The sequence below is a fragment of the Bartonella sp. B23 genome (genome assembly GCF_053793815.1).
In genome coordinates this window covers 139,999-160,564 of record NZ_CP200033.1, presented here as the reverse complement: position 1 = coordinate 160,564, position 20,566 = coordinate 139,999, and the positions used below count along the sequence as shown (strand labels likewise).

19 protein-coding genes, 1 other RNA gene and 1 pseudogene are annotated in these 20,566 nt (G+C 37.2%); 17 read left to right on the top strand and 4 right to left on the bottom strand.

Features of this window, described 5'->3' with window-relative positions; all coding sequences use genetic code 11:
• The first annotated feature begins 38 nt into the window (after positions 1 to 38).
• Positions 39 to 827: a molybdopterin-synthase adenylyltransferase MoeB gene (locus V4B17_RS00630; RefSeq protein ID WP_455479606.1), complete on the top strand. Its 789-nt coding sequence runs from the start codon at positions 39 to 41 to the stop codon at positions 825 to 827.
• Between the two features lie 1,323 nt (positions 828 to 2,150).
• On the opposite strand, the gene V4B17_RS00625 is transcribed toward V4B17_RS00630, so the two are convergent.
• The 4 genes from V4B17_RS00625 to V4B17_RS00610 all read right to left on the bottom strand — a co-directional run bounded on the left by V4B17_RS00625 (position 2,151) and on the right by V4B17_RS00610 (position 4,978).
• A complete protein-coding gene (locus V4B17_RS00625) occupies positions 2,151 to 2,309 on the bottom strand; it encodes a hypothetical protein (RefSeq protein ID WP_455479605.1) in 159 nt (52 codons plus the stop codon).
• A gap of 799 nt (positions 2,310 to 3,108) precedes the next feature.
• The gene (locus V4B17_RS00620) at positions 3,109 to 3,270 is read right to left on the bottom strand and encodes a ThiF family adenylyltransferase (RefSeq protein ID WP_455479604.1); all 162 of its coding nucleotides are present in this window, start codon (positions 3,268 to 3,270) and stop codon (positions 3,109 to 3,111) included.
• Positions 3,255 to 3,629 carry a hypothetical protein gene (locus V4B17_RS00615; protein WP_455479603.1) on the bottom strand — a complete coding sequence of 125 codons (375 nt, stop codon included), beginning with the start codon at positions 3,627 to 3,629 and terminating at the stop codon, positions 3,255 to 3,257. The genes V4B17_RS00620 and V4B17_RS00615 overlap by 16 nt, the downstream gene beginning before the upstream one ends.
• 761 nt (positions 3,630 to 4,390) lie before the next feature.
• Positions 4,391 to 4,978: a c-type cytochrome gene (locus tag V4B17_RS00610; RefSeq protein WP_455479602.1), complete on the bottom strand. Its 588-nt coding sequence runs from the start codon at positions 4,976 to 4,978 to the stop codon at positions 4,391 to 4,393.
• Between the two features lie 105 nt (positions 4,979 to 5,083).
• Here V4B17_RS00610 and V4B17_RS00605 point away from each other — a divergent pair, with 105 nt between their 5' ends.
• The 16 genes and pseudogenes from V4B17_RS00605 to V4B17_RS00530 all read left to right on the top strand — a co-directional run bounded on the left by V4B17_RS00605 (position 5,084) and on the right by V4B17_RS00530 (position 20,513).
• Positions 5,084 to 5,815: a 3-deoxy-manno-octulosonate cytidylyltransferase gene (locus V4B17_RS00605; RefSeq protein ID WP_455479601.1), complete on the top strand. Its 732-nt coding sequence runs from the start codon at positions 5,084 to 5,086 to the stop codon at positions 5,813 to 5,815.
• Positions 5,812 to 6,675, top strand: coding sequence for a prephenate dehydratase (locus tag V4B17_RS00600; protein WP_455479600.1), 864 nt, complete (start codon positions 5,812 to 5,814; stop codon positions 6,673 to 6,675). The genes V4B17_RS00605 and V4B17_RS00600 overlap by 4 nt, the downstream gene beginning before the upstream one ends.
• Before the next feature lie 549 nt (positions 6,676 to 7,224).
• A complete protein-coding gene (locus V4B17_RS00595) occupies positions 7,225 to 7,632 on the top strand; it encodes a hypothetical protein (protein ID WP_455479599.1) in 408 nt (135 codons plus the stop codon).
• An 843-nt stretch (positions 7,633 to 8,475) separates the two neighbouring features.
• An RNA gene (gene ffs, locus V4B17_RS00590) (signal recognition particle sRNA small type) lies at positions 8,476 to 8,573 on the top strand.
• Between the two features lie 233 nt (positions 8,574 to 8,806).
• Positions 8,807 to 10,741 (top strand): DNA polymerase III subunit gamma/tau, encoded by a 1,935-nt coding sequence (locus V4B17_RS00585; protein WP_455480228.1) that lies wholly within the window; start codon positions 8,807 to 8,809, stop codon positions 10,739 to 10,741.
• 14 nt (positions 10,742 to 10,755) lie between these two features.
• Positions 10,756 to 11,079 (top strand): YbaB/EbfC family nucleoid-associated protein, encoded by a 324-nt coding sequence (locus tag V4B17_RS00580; protein ID WP_455479598.1) that lies wholly within the window; start codon positions 10,756 to 10,758, stop codon positions 11,077 to 11,079.
• Between the two features lie 36 nt (positions 11,080 to 11,115).
• Entirely contained in the window at positions 11,116 to 11,721 is a 606-nt protein-coding gene (gene recR / locus V4B17_RS00575) for a recombination mediator RecR (RefSeq protein WP_455479597.1), read from the top strand.
• Positions 11,722 to 11,788: 67 nt separating this feature from the next.
• Positions 11,789 to 12,815 (top strand): annotated as a pseudogene (locus V4B17_RS00570) (YeiH family protein).
• 80 nt (positions 12,816 to 12,895) lie between these two features.
• Positions 12,896 to 13,579, top strand: coding sequence for a tRNA (adenosine(37)-N6)-threonylcarbamoyltransferase complex dimerization subunit type 1 TsaB (tsaB, locus tag V4B17_RS00565; protein WP_455479596.1), 684 nt, complete (start codon positions 12,896 to 12,898; stop codon positions 13,577 to 13,579).
• Positions 13,579 to 14,070, top strand: coding sequence for a ribosomal protein S18-alanine N-acetyltransferase (gene rimI, locus V4B17_RS00560; protein ID WP_455480227.1), 492 nt, complete (start codon positions 13,579 to 13,581; stop codon positions 14,068 to 14,070). The genes tsaB and rimI overlap by 1 nt, the downstream gene beginning before the upstream one ends.
• Before the next feature lie 31 nt (positions 14,071 to 14,101).
• A complete protein-coding gene (gene miaB / locus V4B17_RS00555) occupies positions 14,102 to 15,478 on the top strand; it encodes a tRNA (N6-isopentenyl adenosine(37)-C2)-methylthiotransferase MiaB (RefSeq protein ID WP_455479595.1) in 1,377 nt (458 codons plus the stop codon).
• A gap of 160 nt (positions 15,479 to 15,638) precedes the next feature.
• Positions 15,639 to 16,763: a PhoH family protein gene (locus V4B17_RS00550; RefSeq protein ID WP_455479594.1), complete on the top strand. Its 1,125-nt coding sequence runs from the start codon at positions 15,639 to 15,641 to the stop codon at positions 16,761 to 16,763.
• Positions 16,760 to 17,236 carry an rRNA maturation RNase YbeY gene (gene ybeY, locus V4B17_RS00545; protein WP_455479593.1) on the top strand — a complete coding sequence of 159 codons (477 nt, stop codon included), beginning with the start codon at positions 16,760 to 16,762 and terminating at the stop codon, positions 17,234 to 17,236. Before V4B17_RS00550 ends, ybeY begins: the two co-directional genes overlap by 4 nt.
• A 99-nt stretch (positions 17,237 to 17,335) precedes the next feature.
• Entirely contained in the window at positions 17,336 to 18,349 is a 1,014-nt protein-coding gene (locus V4B17_RS00540; RefSeq protein ID WP_455479592.1) for a hemolysin family protein, read from the top strand.
• Complete coding sequence (gene lnt / locus V4B17_RS00535; RefSeq protein ID WP_455479591.1) at positions 18,312 to 19,949, top strand: apolipoprotein N-acyltransferase; 1,638 nt, start codon at positions 18,312 to 18,314, stop codon at positions 19,947 to 19,949. The genes V4B17_RS00540 and lnt overlap by 38 nt, the downstream gene beginning before the upstream one ends.
• A gap of 150 nt (positions 19,950 to 20,099) precedes the next feature.
• Positions 20,100 to 20,513, top strand: coding sequence for a helix-turn-helix domain-containing protein (locus V4B17_RS00530; RefSeq protein ID WP_455479590.1), 414 nt, complete (start codon positions 20,100 to 20,102; stop codon positions 20,511 to 20,513).
• The last annotated feature ends 53 nt before the right edge of the window (positions 20,514 to 20,566 follow it).

The following is a 20,566-nucleotide window of genomic DNA, read 5'->3' as shown; positions in this document are numbered from 1 at the left end:
TTAGTAAACAGTAAAAGAACTATGACAAGAGAAAACTCATGATACAAGAAGCTGATAAAAAATTAAGTGATAAAGAAATCGAACGCTACGCACGGCAAATTATTCTACCTGAAATTGGTGGCGCGGGTCAACAAAAACTGAAAGCTGCACGCATCCTTGTCGTTGGTGCAGGTGGTCTTGGCACCCCTGTCTTAACCTATTTAGCTGCTGCAGGTATTGGAACCCTTGGAATTGTTGACGATGATATTGTTTCGCTTTCCAATTTACAACGTCAAGTTATTCATAAAACAAGCACAATTAATCAATTCAAAATTGATAGCGCTAAAGCCGCTATAAAGGAAATAAATCCTTATATTACGGTTGAAAAATATAATCTACGATTGGATAAAAGCAATGTGGATAAATTGTTAAATGCCTACGACATCATTGTTGATGGCAGTGATAATTTTACCACACGCTATCTGCTTGCTGATCATGCTGATCAATGTGAAAAACCTTTAATAAGCGGTGCTGTAGAACGTTTCAATGGCTCACTGACAGTGCTCATGCCTTACAAAGACAATAATCCTCACTATCGCGATTTATTCCCTAACCTGCCAGCTGCCGAGACTATCCCAACATGTGCTGAAATCGGAATCATAGGTGCTTTGCCTGGGGTCATCGGAACACTGCAAGCAATGGAAGTCATTAAAATCATCACAAATATTGGTAAACCCTTAGTGGGAAAAATTCTTCTCTACAATGGATTACTAGCGCAATTTCGTATTGTTACCTATAAGCGGTCAGGTTCTAATGCAAATGCAGAAACCATAAAGGTTTGCGTATAAAAATTTTTGAAGACGGGAAAAATACGACAAGCAAAACCATATTCAACTATCTCTTCCCCATGCTTAACAAGCATTTCATATATCAGTGCTTTAACAACCTTCAAATTATGACCGATGAACAGACAACCTAAATGATATCCTTGCTGTAGATGACATAAAAAATCCGTACTCTATTCCTGCACACCTACACAAAGAAAAAAGGTTAGCTTATCGCACATAATAGAGCGCTGTGTAGAGAAAATGATTGCATGTAGGAGAACAATATTCTGCCTTTGTCTACCATGGAAAAACGCCTACGAATAACGTAGCGGAGAAAAGACACAAGGCAAACCTCATGCAAATCTTCAATATGTTAATAGTCTTCTCTTTTCCGTATCCTTACAACTTCTGAGAAAGTTTTTTCCTCTACACTATTGAATAAAAGCAAAATTGCATTTTTTCAAAAAAATCAGAAACTGTGTTCGGTGCAATAAATCAGATTTAACAGAACAACACTCTGTATAATTTCAGTGTACTTCTTCAGTAATTTACAATATACAACGTTTCTGGTCACAGATTGGCCTGTTTTTCAGGAGAACATCCTGATCGTTTTCTTAATCTATAGAACTTCAAAAACAATCACGTTAATTGTATTTAGCACATAGTTTTTTCAAAACAGATTGGCCAGAGAGCAACATCTACCTGATTGTGACTAACCAACACAGGAAAAAAAGTTAAAGTTGGTAATACAAGGTAAGAGGATAGTGAAATTTTTCAGGGATAAAATAGATAATGCTTAACACCGCTATTGAAAACATTCTTCCGCTAAAAGATACAGCACCAATGATGCCAGAAATATTTTGGGTTTGTTTTTGGTTAAATTCTGAAAAAAATAAAGAGCAATACACATAAGGGCAAAAAAAATATTTATAGAATTCTTAATATTTTTATCAAATACGTGATACTTAGACATCAGTAAATTAGAAAAACATTGCGCTGAGGAGGATCCGGTGTGACAAAACATGAGAACCAGCATCTGTGAACTGTTGAAGTAATTAATCTTTCTACCAGAGAGTATTATTAGTTGCCAAAAGTGGTAAATAACCTAAATACTGGCGCTAAAAAAACACATTAGAAAAGTGGATCATGCTTCCCCCACGGGGTTCTGAAATATCCAGAGCGTTTCCTTAGCATTTTGCAAGATCATCTCTGTTTTTATCCCTTTATTCACAGATTTTTTGCTTCAGGAACAATAAAAAATACAAAGAAAATTGTTCCCATCATCATGCATGATGATAACATATCCCATGAAATATTGCTTGGTATAATATATCGTTGCAATTCCTATGATCCCGCTGATAATGCCATCAAAAGAGTTTGTTTAGTGAGGGAAGTGCGCATAATGCGAAAAGCGATCTTGTCTGTTGCCCAGAGAATAGTAAATTCAGCCGTCAATGGCGCTAACAATGAGACAAGACCGCTGTGCATAGAGAATTTGTGCAATCACGAGCACTATCATATTGGAGCTGGAAGACAGAGAAGATAAAACGCTCCTATCATAAAAACTCCAGCTGTGACAGAGTATCTACGTCAATATCTGTCAACTAAAACGGTATAAGGAAAATCAAGAAAAAACAATTACCGAAAAGGCAACTTAAACAAAGCCTATTTGGAATATGGTAACCTCATAGATATTAGAAAAATAGCGTGATAAACACCGACGTATCGCATAGTAAGATCTATGGGTTACAGCAAATGTTCGAGGTTTGTTCATTTTTTGTTCCGCAAACTTTACAGTGGGAGTTCTTTTTTAGAGAATGCTCTTCTGTGAAAAGTTTGCTACTTTATGTTCCCACATAGCGATTCGCTGCAAGTGGATCGCTATAATCACCCAAAATTTAAGAGCATCATCACACACACAGCAGCTGAAAAAGCATTTACGGGATGAAACGTCGAAGCCTTAAAATCATCATTAATAGCAGTGCAAACCTCATAAATTAAATCATCTCTTTTTGGAAGGAGATTTCTTGTAAATGAGCTGCATGCATAGTAGCCTGTTTTTCTAGGTGTTTAAAAAAGTTCAAACACAGCAATGTCATTGACATAACCGAAATTTATATAAGCTTGTTGATTTTTTACACACTATTCATTTATCCATGGTGCTAGATGGCTAGGTTCATCAGCAAAAATGATCCACAAATTGGCTCTGGGCAATTTTTTGATATCTTCTTTCGCAGTAATCGATGTAATTCACTAACCTATATTTGACCGTTTCTTCGTGTCAGCTCACGTCGAAGAACAATTATCTTAGGAATTTCTCTTGCTCAGTGAAAGGAATTTGTCTGGTAAGGCTGGTTATCTCGATCACATCATTGTCAACAAGAATGAATTTTTCTACACCAGAAAATGCAAATATTGCCGATACATGATTACCGATTCCGCCACATCCTAAAATGACCAACACTTTTTATGAAAGGGTGTGTTGAACAAACTCTGGATCCATACCGTAACTTTGATAATGGAAATAATTTCTGGAATACAGATATTGGAGATATTGTCTGATGTCTCTGCTAAAATAAGAAAATGGTTAGAAAAAAGAAAGTTAAATGCGTGGCTAAAGTCTTCCCTTAACATAATTGACGATAGCAAATTATAAGTTGCTTCTGCCACCTTTTTCTCAATCCATCGCGCGGCAAAAAATGCAAAGTTCTCCCAATCTTTTTTCTTGTTAATAACAAACTGCTTTGAACCAGTGCTAAAAATTGCGCCCTCTTTACGGATAAGAACACGGGTATATTTTCCTAAAATATACTGCTGTCTCATTATCCCCCACTTATTCATTATAACAAACTTTTCCCTGGAAAATCATTCCAAGGGAAAAAATTCTTCTTATCAATTACAACATATATGATCCATAACATCCTCTCCTCATACTTATGTATCTCCGTTATTCATCGCTCATGAATATTCTCACACAAACACTCATGTCGCTGCTTAAAAAACAGAAAATACCCTAATACATATTAAAACTCTCTCTTGTATTCGGAAGATAAGCGAAGCTTAGTTTTATCGATCTTTATCTTCTATGGCACTTAGTTGGTTCATCTCAATAAAATTCAAATGGCGTACCACACAACTATTTATTCACTTTCTTTGATAGAGCGCCTGTTGGAAATAGTAACAATTTTATTTTCAAGTAAAATTCTCAATGGAATTTTATCTAATGCTTGTATTTTCCAACTTCGATTGGATTGTTTTGACTCAATCAACCATAGGCATATTTTGTTTTATTGCCAACGAGGGAGAAAAAAGGAATAAAGACAGAATCTCTGTCACTAATACACAATTTTAAATGATTATTGAACTCAACGCATTCCCTCACCTCTTTATCTCATAAATTTTGGATAACAAGCTTTTGCACTTTATATAAAAATAACGTGTGCCAATGATAAACCAACGCGCTAAAAGCAAATACCTACATAGTTTTGTATTATGTAGTGGATTTTACCATGCAGCAACCGGCAAATTGATTGGGTACATTAAAAACACATTGAAACCCTAATTACATCTCTTCCTAGAAGGCTTTATTTCTTAAATAACTTATCTTTGGTCTGACTTGATTTACTTTCTTTATTGTCCATTGGTAAAGGAACAGGATGATCGGATAAATTGCGTAAATAAAGTAAAAGATCGGCACGATCTTGATCATTTTTGATCCCACGAAAAGACATAATTGTTCCTGGAAATGCTTCACGCGGTGATCGCAAATAACGATCCAAAGTCATAAAATCCCATTTTTTATCAGAGTTGGCACGCAAAACCCTTGAATAGGCAAAACCTTTTCCGGACGCCAAGGGGCGGTTAACTATCTCCCAAAGTGGTGGCCCAACACGACTAGATTCATTGCGTCCAGAGGTATGGCATATAGCGCATTGGTGAAAAATTTTACGCCCATTTTCAAGATTGCCTTGTTGAAGACGATCTTTTAGTGACGAAGAATTATCAGGTACCTTCTTTTTTTCTGAGAATGCATCATTTTTTGTCGCTGTATGAGACGGTTGAACCGATGTAGAATTATCGTAAATCATATAACTAAGCGTGGAAATTCCTACCAAAATAGCCAACACAAAGAGGAAAGCAAAAATAAAATAGACGACTGTGGATCGATTCATAAAAATTCCAAATATTTATATTTTTATCACCGCTTTTAATTTAAGCTTTTTCCATATAATACTCAACATTATAAACGCAGCACACACGGCATTTGGAACTTTGCAATGGCACTTGAACCGATTATTCTTATTCCCGCCCGGATAGGCTCAACTCGTCTACCTCAAAAAGCTCTCGCTGAAATTGCTGGAAAGCCGATGATTGTTCATGTTGCAGAACGAGCAAAAAAAGCTACATTGAGTCGAACCATTGTTGCCACAGATCATCATGATATCGCTAAGACCGTTACGGCTTATGGACATGAATGTATCATGACATCTTGTGATCATGAATCTGGCTCTGATCGCATTTATGAAGCTTTAGCGCGTATTGATCCTAAAAAACGCTATAATGTCATTTTGAACCTACAAGGTGACCTGCCAACGATAACGCCTCATGAAATCATCAATGCCTTGCGCCCCTTAGAAAATAGCCTCACTGATATTGCAACCTTGGGCGCTAAAATTGTTGAGGAAGATGAAAAAATAAATCCAAATGTCGTCAAAATCATTGGCACACCGCTTTCTCAAAATCGCCTTCGTGCTCTTTATTTTACCCGTGCAACAGCACCTTATGGAGATGGTCCTCTTTACCACCATATTGGAATCTATGCCTACCGCCGTGAAGCGCTTGAGCAATTTGTAGCCCTCAAGCCATCGCCGCTTGAGAAATGTGAAAAACTTGAACAATTACGCGCATTAGAGCATAACATGCGTATTGATGTAGAAATAGTGGATACAATCCCCTTAAGCGTCGATACACAACGCGATCTTGAAAGGGCACGAAAAATTTTAGCATGAAAATACTTAAAAAAACCAATAAAATTTCTTTCCAAGGAGAATACGGCGCCAATTCTCATACAGCATGCCTTAATATGTTTCCAAATATGGATGCTGTACCCTCTGCTACTTTTGAAGATGCGCTCAACTTAGTAGAAAATGAGCAAGCTGATCTTGCTATGATTCCTATTGAAAATACTCTTGCTGGCCGTGTTGCGGATATTCATCACCTCTTACCGCAATCTTCCCTTTATATCATTGGGGAATATTTTTTTCCTATCCATTTTCAACTAATGGTTTTACCAGGTGTTACACATGACGAAATTAAAACCGTTCATAGCCATACACATGCTCTGGCACAATGCCGAAAAATCATACGTGAAAATGGCTGGGTACCTGTCGCTTCTGCAGACACAGCTGGAGCTGCAAAATTTATTAAAAAAGATGCAAAGCGTTCACAAGCAGCCTTAGCGCCTCTGATTGCAGCAGAACTCTACGGACTTGATGTTATTGAAAAAAATGTTGAAGATAGTCCTCATAATATTACCCGTTTTGTCATTCTTTCACGTTCTCAAAAACCTGTACCAAAACCAAAAAATGGCGAAAAAATTATCACAAGTCTTCTTTTTCGCGTACGCAATGTCCCTGCAGCCCTTTATAAAACATTGGGAGGATTTGCTACAAATGGTATTAATATGACAAAATTAGAGAGCTACCAAATTGATGGAAATTTCAATGCAACACAGTTTTTCGTTGATATTGAGGGGCATCCTGAAGATCCCATGATGAAGCTCGCTCTAGAAGAACTCGCTTTCTTTTCTGCTGAATTACGCATTATCGGTATTTATCCTGCTAAAAATGATCGAACGCTAGATGCGTGAAGAATAATTAAAGTGTATAATTTTTCGTGAATCGCACAAGACATCATCAAAATGCTGCAATACAACTCTCTTTGGAAAAACATGTCTCTTTTTTACTAAAACACCTTCGTAATGGCATCGAGGAAGAAAATGAGCAACAGCACCTGTGAGTGGAATATTTAAATTATCCTAATAACATTCTTCTATGAGTTAGATAATAAAGGATACGCGTTCAGAAAAAATAAGAAAGACAAGTATCAAAACACAACTTCATTTTGTTATCCTATTTCTCTCATATAGGTTGAAAACACATATCATGTTTTACGATAATTTATCGCATAGGTATGACTATAAATACTGCTGTTTAGATTATAAAATAATCTAAATTTCCCTCATCATACATTAAACAGCAGCGATTCGATTGTATATTAGATCAAAGAAATATTCAAGATGATTTTTATAAAGCTGCAAAATACAATTTCACCGTGGTTTTTGCATCAAATTTAATCTTTTATATTTACGAAAACTAATTTATGATGCTCGTGTTTTCGGATATAAAGGGGAAAAGTAATGAAAAAAATCTTCACTCAAGGACTATTGGCCGCTAACATTTTCGTTTTCTCCAGTGTCGCATTTGCTGGATTTGGCGAGAAAAAGTGGGATTTTGCGCCGGGTGAAAGTGTCACAATTGGTGTATCTGATACAATACATCAAGGTGTTGAATACTCTTGCAAAGCATTTAAACCCAAGAAAGCATCATTTACTTTATCATACTCTTCCCCCTCTGACTTGGACAAATTAAAAATTGTTGCTGACGATGAGAAGAAAATAACACATGATAAAGAGCATAAGATCTTTACACTTAAAAGTATAAAATCTCTCGATATAAGCTTCCCTTCATCAGGAAATTATGTTTTTAAAAATATTGCTAAGAAGAAGATTATTGGAACGAATTGCAGTACAGGAGATTACGATTGATAGCATCTCCGATAGCATTTAGGTTCACATAGAATTATGCAATCGCTGAGATAAAACTTTTTTCAAAATCGGGCGTGCTATGTGGTGGATTGTTGATGCCCGGTTTTTTGTTTTTTTAAACTCCTAGTGTTTGTATCTAAAACTAAATATAAATGATTTTTGTAGCCAATTAATTTGTTTGTATTTTCATTATAAAAGCAACTTTTTAATAATGTTATCGCATCCATTTTTGCCGCGAAATCATATAAAAATTCTTAAAAACTATATCATATATAAACAAAAAAAATAAAAATCCTGCCTTGAATCCGTATGTGTGTTTCACATCTTGTCGCCATATAGAGTAACGATGTAAAATGGTAAATATATTCTGTTAACAATACGATACATATCGCAACGTACATGTGCGAGGCACTAACTTCACTTTTTCTCTCACTATTCGAGAATTCATTAACCATTTAAATCGATATCGTACAGACTACGCCCAATATTCCGCAATGATATTTGTTCTTTGGTTATCAATTTCAATCAATTGAATAACCTGTATACTTCATATAGTTTTTTTGCAATAAACTTTCCATAATTCATTGAAAAAATTAAGAAAATACTCCGCACTAAAACCTTTAAACAAACATTGGTCAATGAGCATCTCCTTAATGTTGAACGAAAAACTGTTTTTTCATATCAAATTAATACAATGAACTACTTCAATAAAATTGATAAATCTCCATCCTCTTTGTCACCCGTAATGCAAAAATTAGGCACAACAGAAAAAATTCAGTTGTTCTCTTCATATTTTTTGTTTCTTGGCTTGATTTTTCATTTTAAATCGACAATATGAACGTGGGAGGTTGGTGGTGGACGAACTGCTCGCCAACTGGGTCAGGTCTGGAAGGAAGCAGCCCCAACGAGTTATGGTACGGGTCATCGTACTGGCCTCCTATTTTGTTGAATAAGTCATGTTTTTGCTGTTTTTCAGTGAAACGTTTCGGATTTTTAGAGTTGCGTTGCGCACGCAGCAAATAAAGAAGATGAGCTGTCTTTGAAAAGATTGTCATAATTCTTTCAAAAAATAAATTGATTGAGAAAAGATCCTTTTATATTAGACTACAGTGTTAACCTGTGCTTTTATATTACTGAAATATACGCATAAAGAGCTTCAAAGTTGGAATCGTTGATGGAAAATATGCCGGTAGAAGCAACCTATCGTGTTCTTGCTCGCAAATATCGACCTCAAAATTTTTCTGACCTCATTGGTCAAGAAGCGATGGTACGCACCCTCGCGAATGCTTTTGAAAAAGGACGCATTGCACAAGCGTGGATGCTAACAGGGATTCGTGGAGTGGGTAAAACTACAACAGCACGTATTTTGGCACGTGCACTTAACTACAAAACGAAAGATATTGACCAACCAACAATCGTATTGAATACAATTGGTGAGCATTGCACAGAAATCATTGAAGGACGCCATATCGATGTTATAGAAATGGATGCAGCTTCACATACAGGTATTGATGATATTCGTGAAATTATTGAACAAATACGTTACCGTCCTGTTTCGGCTCGCTATAAGGTTTATATTATTGATGAAGTGCATATGCTTTCAACACAGGCATTTAACGGTTTATTGAAAACACTCGAAGAACCACCTTCCCATGTAAAGTTTATTTTTGCAACAACGGAAATTCGCAAAGTTCCGATTACAATCCTTTCTCGTTGCCAACGTTTTGATCTGCGGCGTATTGAATCAGCAGTTTTGGTCGCTCATTTACACCAAATTGCCCAACAGGAGAGCGTGGCAGCAGAAAATAAAGCACTCTTTATGATCGCACGTGCTGCAGAAGGATCTGTACGTGATGCACTGTCCATTTTTGATCAAGCGATTGCTCATAGCAATGGCAACGTTAGTGCTGTTGCAGTGCGTGCAATGCTAGGTTTAGCTGATCAAGCGCGTATTATTGATCTCTTTGAGTTCATCATGAAGGGCGATGTGGTAAATGCATTGCATGAATTACGCAACCAATATGATGCAGGTGCTAATCCCCTTACTATATTGACAGAACTGGCCGATTTCAATCATCTGGTTACACGTTTGCATTTTACTCCAGAAATAGCTGAAAATCTCTCGCTTACTGAAGAGGAACGTTTAAGAAGCTTAGATTTTTCACAAAAACTTTCCATCCCTGTTTTGTCCAGAAATTGGCAAATGTTGCTCAAAGGCTTACAGGAAGTTAGTCAAACCGCGCGTCCACTTCAAACAGCTGAAATGCTCCTGATTCGTCTTGCTTATGCTTCAGATCTTCCGACTCTTGATGAGGCTTTAAAAAAGCTTGAGCAAGAAAAAACTTCTCTTACAGTCGTCGAAAATTCTTCTCATCAAAAATCCACAAGTGCGGATAGTACAACAAAAACGGCAACTGTAGATGCTCATTCTTTTCCAAACGTTTCAAATACGTCAACAAATCAACCAGATTTACCCTTGAAAAATCAATTGAACCAAACCTTAAAATCAAAAGATTCAGTCAAAATTGACACTCTCAAAAACAGTAGCACCCCTCAACTAACAGAAACTCTTGAAATTTCTCCGTTTGTTGTCCCGTCTAAACATATTGCAAATTTACCGCATTCTTCTCAGAAAACAACAAAAGAGATTACTGAACCACAGCCCGCAGTTATTAATTCCTTGCACGATATTGTTAAATTAGCTGAACACTATAATGAGATTTCTTTCAAACTCCTTGTTAAAGAATTTGTTCACCCTGTATCTTTTAAACCAGGGCATATTACCTTAAGACTTGCTGAAAATGCTCCACATTCACTTGCACGTGATATAGAAAAAAAGCTTTTCCAATGGACAAAAAAACGCTGGACTGTAACCTTTGTTAATGAAGGAGGGGGACAAACTCTACAAGAAGAAAGTTTGGCCATCCAGAAAACTCTTTTTTCCAATGCACAAGCAGATCCTGATATCGCAAAAATACTTGACTATTTTCCAGAAGCAAAAATTGTCGATATTCGTTTGAATAAACAGGAAAACGATTTTGATTTAATTCCCAATAACTTTAAAAATGCTGATATTTGTAAAAATGAAAGCGATATTAATGATGAATAAGGATACCCATTCCTATGCGTGAAATGATGAACATGATGAAAAAAGCCAAAGAAGTGCAAGAAAAAATGCAAAAAATCCGAGAGGAAATAGCGAATATGCAGGCCATTGGCTCTGCAGGCGGTAGCCTTGTTAGCATTACCTTAAATGGCCAAAATGTCATAACAGCAGTGCAAATTGATCCTTCATTGCTCAAACCTGAAGAAGCTGAAATCCTTGAAGACTTGATTATGGCAGCCTATAATGAAGCCAGAGCGAAAATTGAAGTAGCTATAGAAGAAAAAACCAAAAGCATAACAGCAGGGATACCTCTCCCACCAAGCTTCAAACTTCCGTTCTAATGAACTGAATTTTACCTAATCATTTGGAATAAGAGTATGTCTAAACACATCGCAGGACCTGAAATTGAGCGTCTTATTCAGCTTTTAGCGCGAATACCAGGTCTTGGTCCACGTTCGGCACGTCGTGCTGCACTTCATCTCATAAAAAAAAAAGAAGCATTACTGGAACCTTTAGGAGCGGCAATACAAGTAGCTGTAGACAAAGTCGGTATTTGTTCTGTTTGTGGAAATGTAGACACAACTGACCCCTGTTCAATTTGTACAGATCCCCGCCGAGATACTACAATGATTATTGTTGTTGAGGATATTGCTGATCTTTGGGCTCTTGAGCGCGCAAGAATTTTAGCCGCACGTTATCATGTCTTAGGTGGCCGGCTATCTCCCTTAGATGGAATAGGGCCTGATGAACTCAATATCACTTCTTTGATACAACGTGTTGTACAAAATCCAATTACAGAGATTATTCTCGCTGTGAATGCCACAGTTGAAGGACAAACAACAGCTCACTACATTACTGATCAGCTCTCTCATTTCTCAGTTAAAATTACGCGACTTGCCCATGGAGTGCCTGTAGGAGGTGAATTGGATTATCTTGATGATGGAACATTAGCTGCTGCCTTACAAGCAAGAACCAATCTTTAAAACTACCCTCACCTGTCTGTTGTTCTTTTTATCCATCATTATTTTATTCTGTAGGAAAACACCCGAAATGCGCAAGAAAAGCCACTCCTTTCTGAACTATTTTGAACCTGGTGTTCTAGCATACCTGCTCATATCTGCCTTAGCTTATGGTTTAGAAATTATCGAAAAACAGTTTTTCGTAAAAACATGGATTGAAAGCCTTGTTTTAGCAATCTTCTAGGGTCTATTATCCGTAGTTATTTTACTTTTCCAGAATATTTTCAAAAAGGTATAAATTTTTGCGCAAAAACGTTTCTCGAAATTGCTATTGTTCTTCTAGGTGCAGGCACTAGCATCCATGCCGTTCTTTCAGCCGAATGGAATTTGCTTACTGGCATCGTATTCATTGTATTTGTAACTATTTTCATCGGTTTTGCCATTGAGCAACTTTTTAGACTTTCCCCACATTTAGCAATGCTAGTTGCATATGATAATGCTATCTGTGATAATTCAACTATTATTACGACTGCACCTGTCATTAATGCAAAACACGAAGATGTAGTCGCGTCAATTGCCTTTACCGCTCTTTTAAGCGTTGTTATCATTTTGCTTTTACCATTTTTACAACTGGTTTTGAATTTATCATTTAGTCAATACGGCGTGCTTGCAGGCATGGTTGTTTATGCTGTACCACAAATTTTGACAACAACAGCACCAATATCATTCGTGAGCGTTCAAATCGCAACAATTGTCAAGTTAGTGAAAGTTTTAATGCTAGGTCCTGCTATTTTTATCCTATGCATCATCTACCGTCGATCAGCACAAACACATTTTCGTTTACACACTCTCGTCCCATGATTTACCATTGACTTTGTTATCATGATGCTCATTCGTTCAAGCAGGATTATTCCTGAAACAGTTGTTAACCCGATCAAACTTATTGCTCAATTGTTCACCGTTATCTCAATGGCAGCATTGGGATTAGATGTTGACATTTATTCATTAAAAAAGCAGGACGGCGGATTATTTTAACTTCAACCTGTTCCATAATAATTCTTGCTGCTTGCAGTCTTATTATGATAGAATCAGTTAGTTTGCACTGCATAATATTTTAAAACTGCATCTTTTAAAAATATTACAAAACAAACAATACAGCAATATTTTGTGTATCACATCGTTCAACGAGAATATTTTTATGCTTATCCTTGCTATAGACACTGCTTCAATCTATTGTGCTGTTGCGCTTGTTCGGCATAAATCTGTTATTGCCCATATCAGTGAACGCATAAATACAGGACACGCTGAAAGACTCATTGGGCACATTGCACAAGTAACTGACCAAACTAACATTACTCTTAATCAAGTTGATCGCATTGCTGTCAATATTGGACCTGGATCATTCACTGGTGTGCGTGTAGGTGTTTCAACAGCAAGAGCTTTGGCATTAGCGCTCAAAATACCAGCTATTGGAGTAAGTGCACTTGAGGCATTAGCAGCACAAACAAATAATCAAAACACTAGATCAGCAATCACTGTTGTTATCGAAGCAGGAAGAGATATGTTCTATCATCAAAATTTCAAAGAAGATCTCACCCCTTTTGGGGCTCCAGAACTAAAAACAATAGAGAATATCCTCGACGATTTACCACAGCAAACGATATTAACCGGTCCAGCAGCTGATATCGTTGGACTGCATATTAGAAACGGTAAATTAAACAGAAAAATCGTACAAGATCAAATCTTTCGCGAAGCAGCTGATGTTGTAAGTTATGCCCACCTTGCTGCAAATAAAAAACCTCAAGATTCGCCCTGTCCACTCTATTTACGCAGTGCCGATGCAAAAAAACAAACAGGTTTTACTTTACCACGAAAAAAATGATGTCTCAATTTTCGTTGACAAATAAATATTTTGAGATTGCTCCGCTACAAATTGATGACAGCGCTCCCCTTCATGAAATTTATCAGAATTGTTTTATCCCTGCTTGGGAAAAACAAGCTTTTGATAATTTTTTACAAGATCACTCCATCTTTGGATATAAAGCCTCTCTCATTGGTGAACCAAATCAAATTTTGGGCTTTTGCCTATGCCGTCTTATTCTTGATGAAGCGGAAATCATTACAATTGCTGTCCAACCTCATTTCCATCGAAAAGGAATTGGCACCTTGCTTCTTGATAGTATACTTCGCCATCTTCACCACGAAGGAACTATAAAACTCTTCCTAGAGGTAGAAGAAACGAATCTTTCTGCTTTGAATCTTTATCAACATTTCAAGTTTGAAAAGATTGCTAAACGTCTCGCCTATTACCAATCAAAAGACAGTCGCACAGATGCGATCGTTATGCAAAAAACTTTTAAGCAAATAGATTGAGATTTATGTAAAAAACATTTAGACATGCGCTATGAATAAAGTAAATCCTAAAAATATACCTCCCATTTCTCCTAAAAAGGTTTTTATCAAAACCTATGGATGTCAAATGAATGTTTATGATAGCCAACGAATGACTGACAGTCTTAGTTCACAAGGTTATGTTACGACACAAACACCAAACGATGCCGACCTTATTCTTGTTAATACTTGTCATATTCGTGAAAAAGCAGCAGAAAAACTCTATTCTGATCTTGGACGTTTGCGTGTGATGCGTCAAGAACGAACACCTGATAAACCTTTGATGATTGGTGTAACCGGTTGTGTGGCACAAGCTGAGGGAAGTGAAATTTTGCGCCGTGCTCCGACAGTGGATCTCATTATTGGTCCACAAATGTATCATCGCTTGCCAGATTTATTAGAAAAAGCCCAAAAGGGGAAAAAAATTATCGAAACAGACTATGCTGTTGAAGATAAATTTGCGCATTTACCACCTCATAATAAACGCGCTGTAAGAAACCGAGGCGTTAGTGCATTTTTAACAGTGCAGGAAGGTTGCGACAAATTTTGCACTTTTTGTGTTGTTCCTTACACACGTGGTGTCGAAATATCGCGATCTGTCGAGCAAATTACCGATGAAGCGCACCAACTCATTGAGGCGGGCGTTAAAGAAATTACACTTCTTGGCCAAAATGTGAATGGTTGGCATGGACAAGGCACTAATGGTAAGGCTTGGCGCCTTGGCGACCTTCTCCATCATCTTGCCAAATTAGATGGTTTAAAGCGCCTACGTTACACAACCAGCCACCCACGAGATATGGATGATAGCCTTATTGCAGCACACCGAGATCTTGACATATTAATGCCTTACTTGCATCTCCCTGTTCAATCAGGTTCAGATCGCATCTTAAAAGCAATGAACCGTCAACATAAAAGCATTCATTATCTTCGGCTTATCGAAAAAATTCGTACCGCGCGACCCGATATTGCTTTTTCAGGCGATTTTATTGTAGGATTTCCAGGAGAGACAGATAAAGACTTTGAAGAAACCATTAAACTTATTCAACAAGTACAGTACACTTCCGCTTATTCTTTTAAGTATTCACCACGACCTGGAACAGTCGGTGCAACAATGAAGAACCATGTTGACGAAACTGTAAAAGATAACCGTCTCCAACATTTACAAGTGCTTCTTCTTGAACAGCAAAACGCATTTTTGCGTTCTAAAATTGGTCAAACAACCGATGTTCTAATCGAAAAGGCTGGACGTCACTCGGGACAAATGGTAGGTCGTTCACCTTGGCTTTTACCTGTTGTCGTGGACATAGAAGCCTCTGCAGGCACCGTAGTGACAACCCATATTAAAAATGTAAGTTCAAACAGTTTTGTCGGTGAAATAGCAAATGTATAAGTATATTACCAATACCTTATTCATAATAAAAATTTTAGAAGACCCTTTTATTTTTCAAGAAAATGATTACATCTAAAGCCTATGCTCTATGGAAGATAGATTTTTTTATGAAGTTTATTTAAAAACGTGTGCAACGCTTATATAAATATGGGAGAATAGGTTGAAAAATTCAACCGAAAAGATCAAGCGCGTTAAAGAGAAAATAAATGCTGATCCTGAAAGTACGGGTATCTTAGAAAAAGCAAGCACATTGGATACTAACCATATTGTTTTAATTTTTAAAAATAACAAATATGCGAAAGCGGTTTTTGGTAAACTCGACGAAAATCTTGCTTATATCGAACGAAAACTCGGACTGAGCATTTATCCACGTGGTAATGAAGTTCTTATCCATGGAAATGTTGCTGCTATAAAACGTGCACAATATGTACTACAGCAGCTTTATGAACGTGCAAAAACACATCAAGAGCTCACTTTATCAGATACAGAAGGAGCGATTGCTATGGCAAATTTTCTACAAAAACAGCAAGAAGCCTCAACAATAACCCAACCTGCAAAAAAACGCATCCCTGCACGATTAAGCACTCATAAAAAAACAGTCCATGCTAGAACCCCAACACAGGATGCTTATATACGTGCAATGGAGCGTAGTGAACTTGTTTTTGGTGTTGGACCGGCAGGAACAGGAAAAACATATCTTGCTGTTGCTCACGCTGCAACGCTTTTGGAGCGTGGTATCATTGAACGAATTATCCTCTCACGTCCAGCCGTTGAAGCTGGAGAGCATCTTGGCTTTCTTCCCGGTGACCTCAAAGAAAAAGTCGACCCATACTTACGTCCACTTTATGATGCCATTTATGATATGATGCCAGTCGAAAAAGTAGAACGCATTTTGGCTTCTGGTGTCATAGAAATTGCCCCGCTTGCTTTTATGCGCGGGAGAACACTTAACCATGCAGCTGTTATTCTTGATGAAGCGCAAAACACCACACCCATGCAAATGAAAATGTTCCTCACACGTCTTGGAGAAGGAACGCGTATGATCGTCACCGGTGATGTAAGCCAAATTGATTTGCCTACCGGACAAAAATCAGGTTTAATTGAAGCAATACGCATTTTATCACAGATAGAAAATATTATAATCGTTCGTTTTAATGAAAAGGATATTGTGCGCCATCCTCTTGTTACCGCTATTGTTCGTGCCTATAATCATGATTCTAGTATACAAATTCAAGAAATGCCATCTTCAAGCGCTTCATCAAAAAGTGGGTTCAATTTTTCATGATTACCATTGATATAGCTGTTGAAAGTTCTGGGTGGAATGACAAAGAAACGCTTTATAATATCACTGAAAAAGCATTAACAACAACAATGCATCATCTTTCATTAGAAAATGTCGTAAGCGAAGTAAGCCTGCTTTTTACGAATGATAAACACATGGCACAGATTAGTGCGCAATGGCGTGGCAAAAATAAACCCACCAATGTATTGTCCTTTCCTGCTTTTCCACTTAAAATTGGACAAACTCCCGGACTCATGCTCGGTGACATTATTATTGCGCGAGAAACTATTTTACTTGAAGCAAAAAATGAGGGAAAGTTATTTCAAGATCATTTAACACATATGATTGTACATGGTGTTCTGCATCTGCTTGGCTATAGTCATGAAACAGATGATGAAGCTCATCAAATGGAAAAGCTTGAAAGAGAAATTCTTCGAAAGCTTTCCATAAACGACCCCTATACTGAAATGTCTTAAAAATGATAAAAATTAGCTTTTGAAATTAATAGCACCGTCATACAATTTAAAAATTCTTATGCCTCTATTACAAAAAGAAAGTTTGAAGATTTCAAAATCATGGCAAACAAAATAAATGTACCAAATGACAATCAAACATCTTCTAATATCGAAGTTTCCTCATTTTCCCAGGAAAATCAAAAATACTCCCTGATGAATCATTTATTTTCGTTTTTACGTGGACGCAACTCTACATCACTGCGCGATAATCTTACCGTTGCACTTACTACTAACAATGAAAAAGACACTACTTTCTTCTCACCTGAAGAACGCACTATGTTGCATAATATCTTACACTTGCGTGAAGCACGTGTTGATGATGTTATGATTCCGCGTTCTGAAATCAAAGCATTAGAAATAAATACCCCACTTGGAGAAGCTCTTCAATGTTTTGCAAAAATTGGCCATTCTCGTATACCTGTTTATGCTGAAACTTTAGATGATCCACGAGGAATGATCCATATCCGCGATATTCTTAATTATGTGAATTGCTTTATTATTAACTCAGTCCAGATTGAGCAAAAATCCGATTCAATTCAGTTAAATCATACGCATTTGCACACCCCAATTGGTGAATTAGATCTGATTAGAACAGTTCTTTTTGTTCCAAGTTCCATGCTAGCAAGCAAATTATTAACACGTATGCAAACAACACGAACACAGATGGCTTTGGTTATTGATGAACATGGGGGTACGGACGGTTTAGTTTCAATGGAAGACATTGTCGAATTGGTCGTTGGTGATATCGAAGACGAACACGACGATGTAGACAATGCAATCGTGCGCGAGCCTAATAATAAATGGCTCGTGGATGCAAAAACCGAATTAGAAGATGTAGAAAAAGCTCTTGGTCCTGATTTCATTGTAGGAGAACATGGTGATGAAGTGGATACTATTGGTGGTCTAATTGTCTCCATTCTTGACCGCATTCCTGCAAAAGGTGAGGTTGTTGAAGCCGTACCTGGTTATCGATTCCGTATTTTAGAAGCTGATAAACGTCGGATTAAGAGATTACGTATTTTTCGCATTCCAGAAAATGAGAATTTTAAAAAAAATGCCTCCTTTGAAAAATAATCAAGCGTTTTTAAATAATTTCACATCTTTTTTATTTTCCATAACTGGTTGGAAACGGCAGATGTGGATATTTCTGTGTGGTGCATTAACATCTCTTGCACTTCCACCCTTTTATTTAACCCCCCTCTGCTTCTTAGCTTTTCCTCTTTTTATTGTTCTCCTTGACTCAATCCATACCATCAAAAACAATAGCAAACGCTTTCTCACTTACGCCCTGAGTTGTGGAATATTTGGCTTTAGCTATTTTATTTGCAGCCTTTGGTGGATGTGTAATGCTTTGTTAACAGACCCTGTTGCTTTTGGTTGGGCGGTGCCATTTGCTATTTTTGGTCCTCCTCTTTACCTTTCTCTTTATTGGTTTTTTGCTGGTTTCATTGTCGGTTTATTATGGACAAAAGGAATAGCACGCTTTTTTGTCTTAGCCTTTGCACTAGGATTGGCAGAGTGGTTGCGCGCATTCCTATTTACGGGCTTTCCTTGGAATGCTCTTGGTTATACAGCTATGCCAACCCCTATGTTTATGCAATCCGATGCGATTGTTGGACTTTACGGAATGAATATTCTTGCTGTCTTGGTCTACAGTTTGCCCACTGTTTTATTAACAAATGAAAAAAATAAATTCGCTCTTTTTCTTTGTTTAGCACTTATATTCCTTCACAGTAGTTTTGGATTTTATCGTCTCAATGCTGTGGCCAACACAGCAGATGCCTCAAAAAATAGTTACTGGGTGCGCATTGTTCAGCCTTCTATCCAGCAAAACATAAAATTAAGTAATACAACACGAGAAGCTATATTTGCAGCTCATATGCGCTTAAGTGAAACACCAACAGCCAACCACAATCCAGAACCCGACTTTATTGTATGGCCAGAAGCGTCCATTCCTTATCTTATCTCTGATAACTCTGCAACCACAATGCACATTGCTTCTCTTCTAAAACCCAAACAATGGGCTATCATTGGTGCTATACGCGCTAATAATGATCCCCTCAATGCACAACAAATGCAATATTTTAATACAATTGCAGTTATTAACAATAAAGGTAATATTTTAAGCATTTCTGATAAACTTCACTTGGTTCCTTTTGGTGAATATCTTCCCTATCAAAGTTTATTAGAAAAAATTGGATTGCATATCCTTGCGGATAGTATTGGTGGATACAGTGCTGCGAGTGTGCGCAAAACTGTCATAATGCCAAATGGGTTTTCTTATCTTCCACTGATTTGTTATGAAGTAATCTTTCCCAATGAAATGGCTTTTAAAGGACCACCTCCTCAAGCAATCATTAATGTTACTAATGATGCATGGTTTGGTGTAACACCCGGTCCATACCAACATCTTCAACAAGCACAGCTTCGTGCTATTGAATTAGGAATCCCCCTCATACGAGCAGCCAATAATGGGATATCAGCTGTTATTGATTCTTATGGACGAATCATTGTAGCCCTCCAACAAAATGTTGTTGGTGTTATTGATTCGCCGATTCCATCACCCATTACCCCCATAGGAAGTAACAGATGCAGAACATTCTCTACTTTCATCTTATTTATTCTTATGCTATTGTGTCGCTTCGGTTTTGGTTCTACAAAACAGCTTAAATAATCAGATGCTCGTATACCACGGTACTATGTTGCGTACACTGGTATAATGTTGGGAAAAATGTTACGTGTTATTCTAATTATATGGTAAACTAACCTCATGTAGATCTGATGTTGGTTTAAGAGTGGGGTGCTGGAAATAAAGAGTTGTATTATGACCGAGACTAGAAAAAAACCTGATCCTATAGATATCTATGTTGGAACCCGTATACGTTTGCGTCGTAATATTTTAGGACTGACTCAAGAGAAATTGGGTGAAAAGTTAGGTATCACTTTTCAGCAAATTCAAAAATATGAAAAAGGTACAAATCGTATTGGTGCGAGTCGTCTTCAAGCAATTGCAGAAATTATGGATGTTCCTGTTTCTTATTTTTTTGATAAAGGCATTAGTACGCAACATGTAGAAGGCTTTGCTGAAAGTGACAACGAGTTCATGGATTTTTGCTCCAGTAGTGAAGGAATCCAGCTCATGCGTGCTTTTACTAATATATCCGATGCTAAGGTGCGTCGAAAAATTATTGACCTGGCAAAAGCACTTTCTGAAGAAGATATGACAAACAAGTTATAAAATAAAAGTTACATCTTTTCTCACTCATTTTATAAATCAGCATTGACGATTTG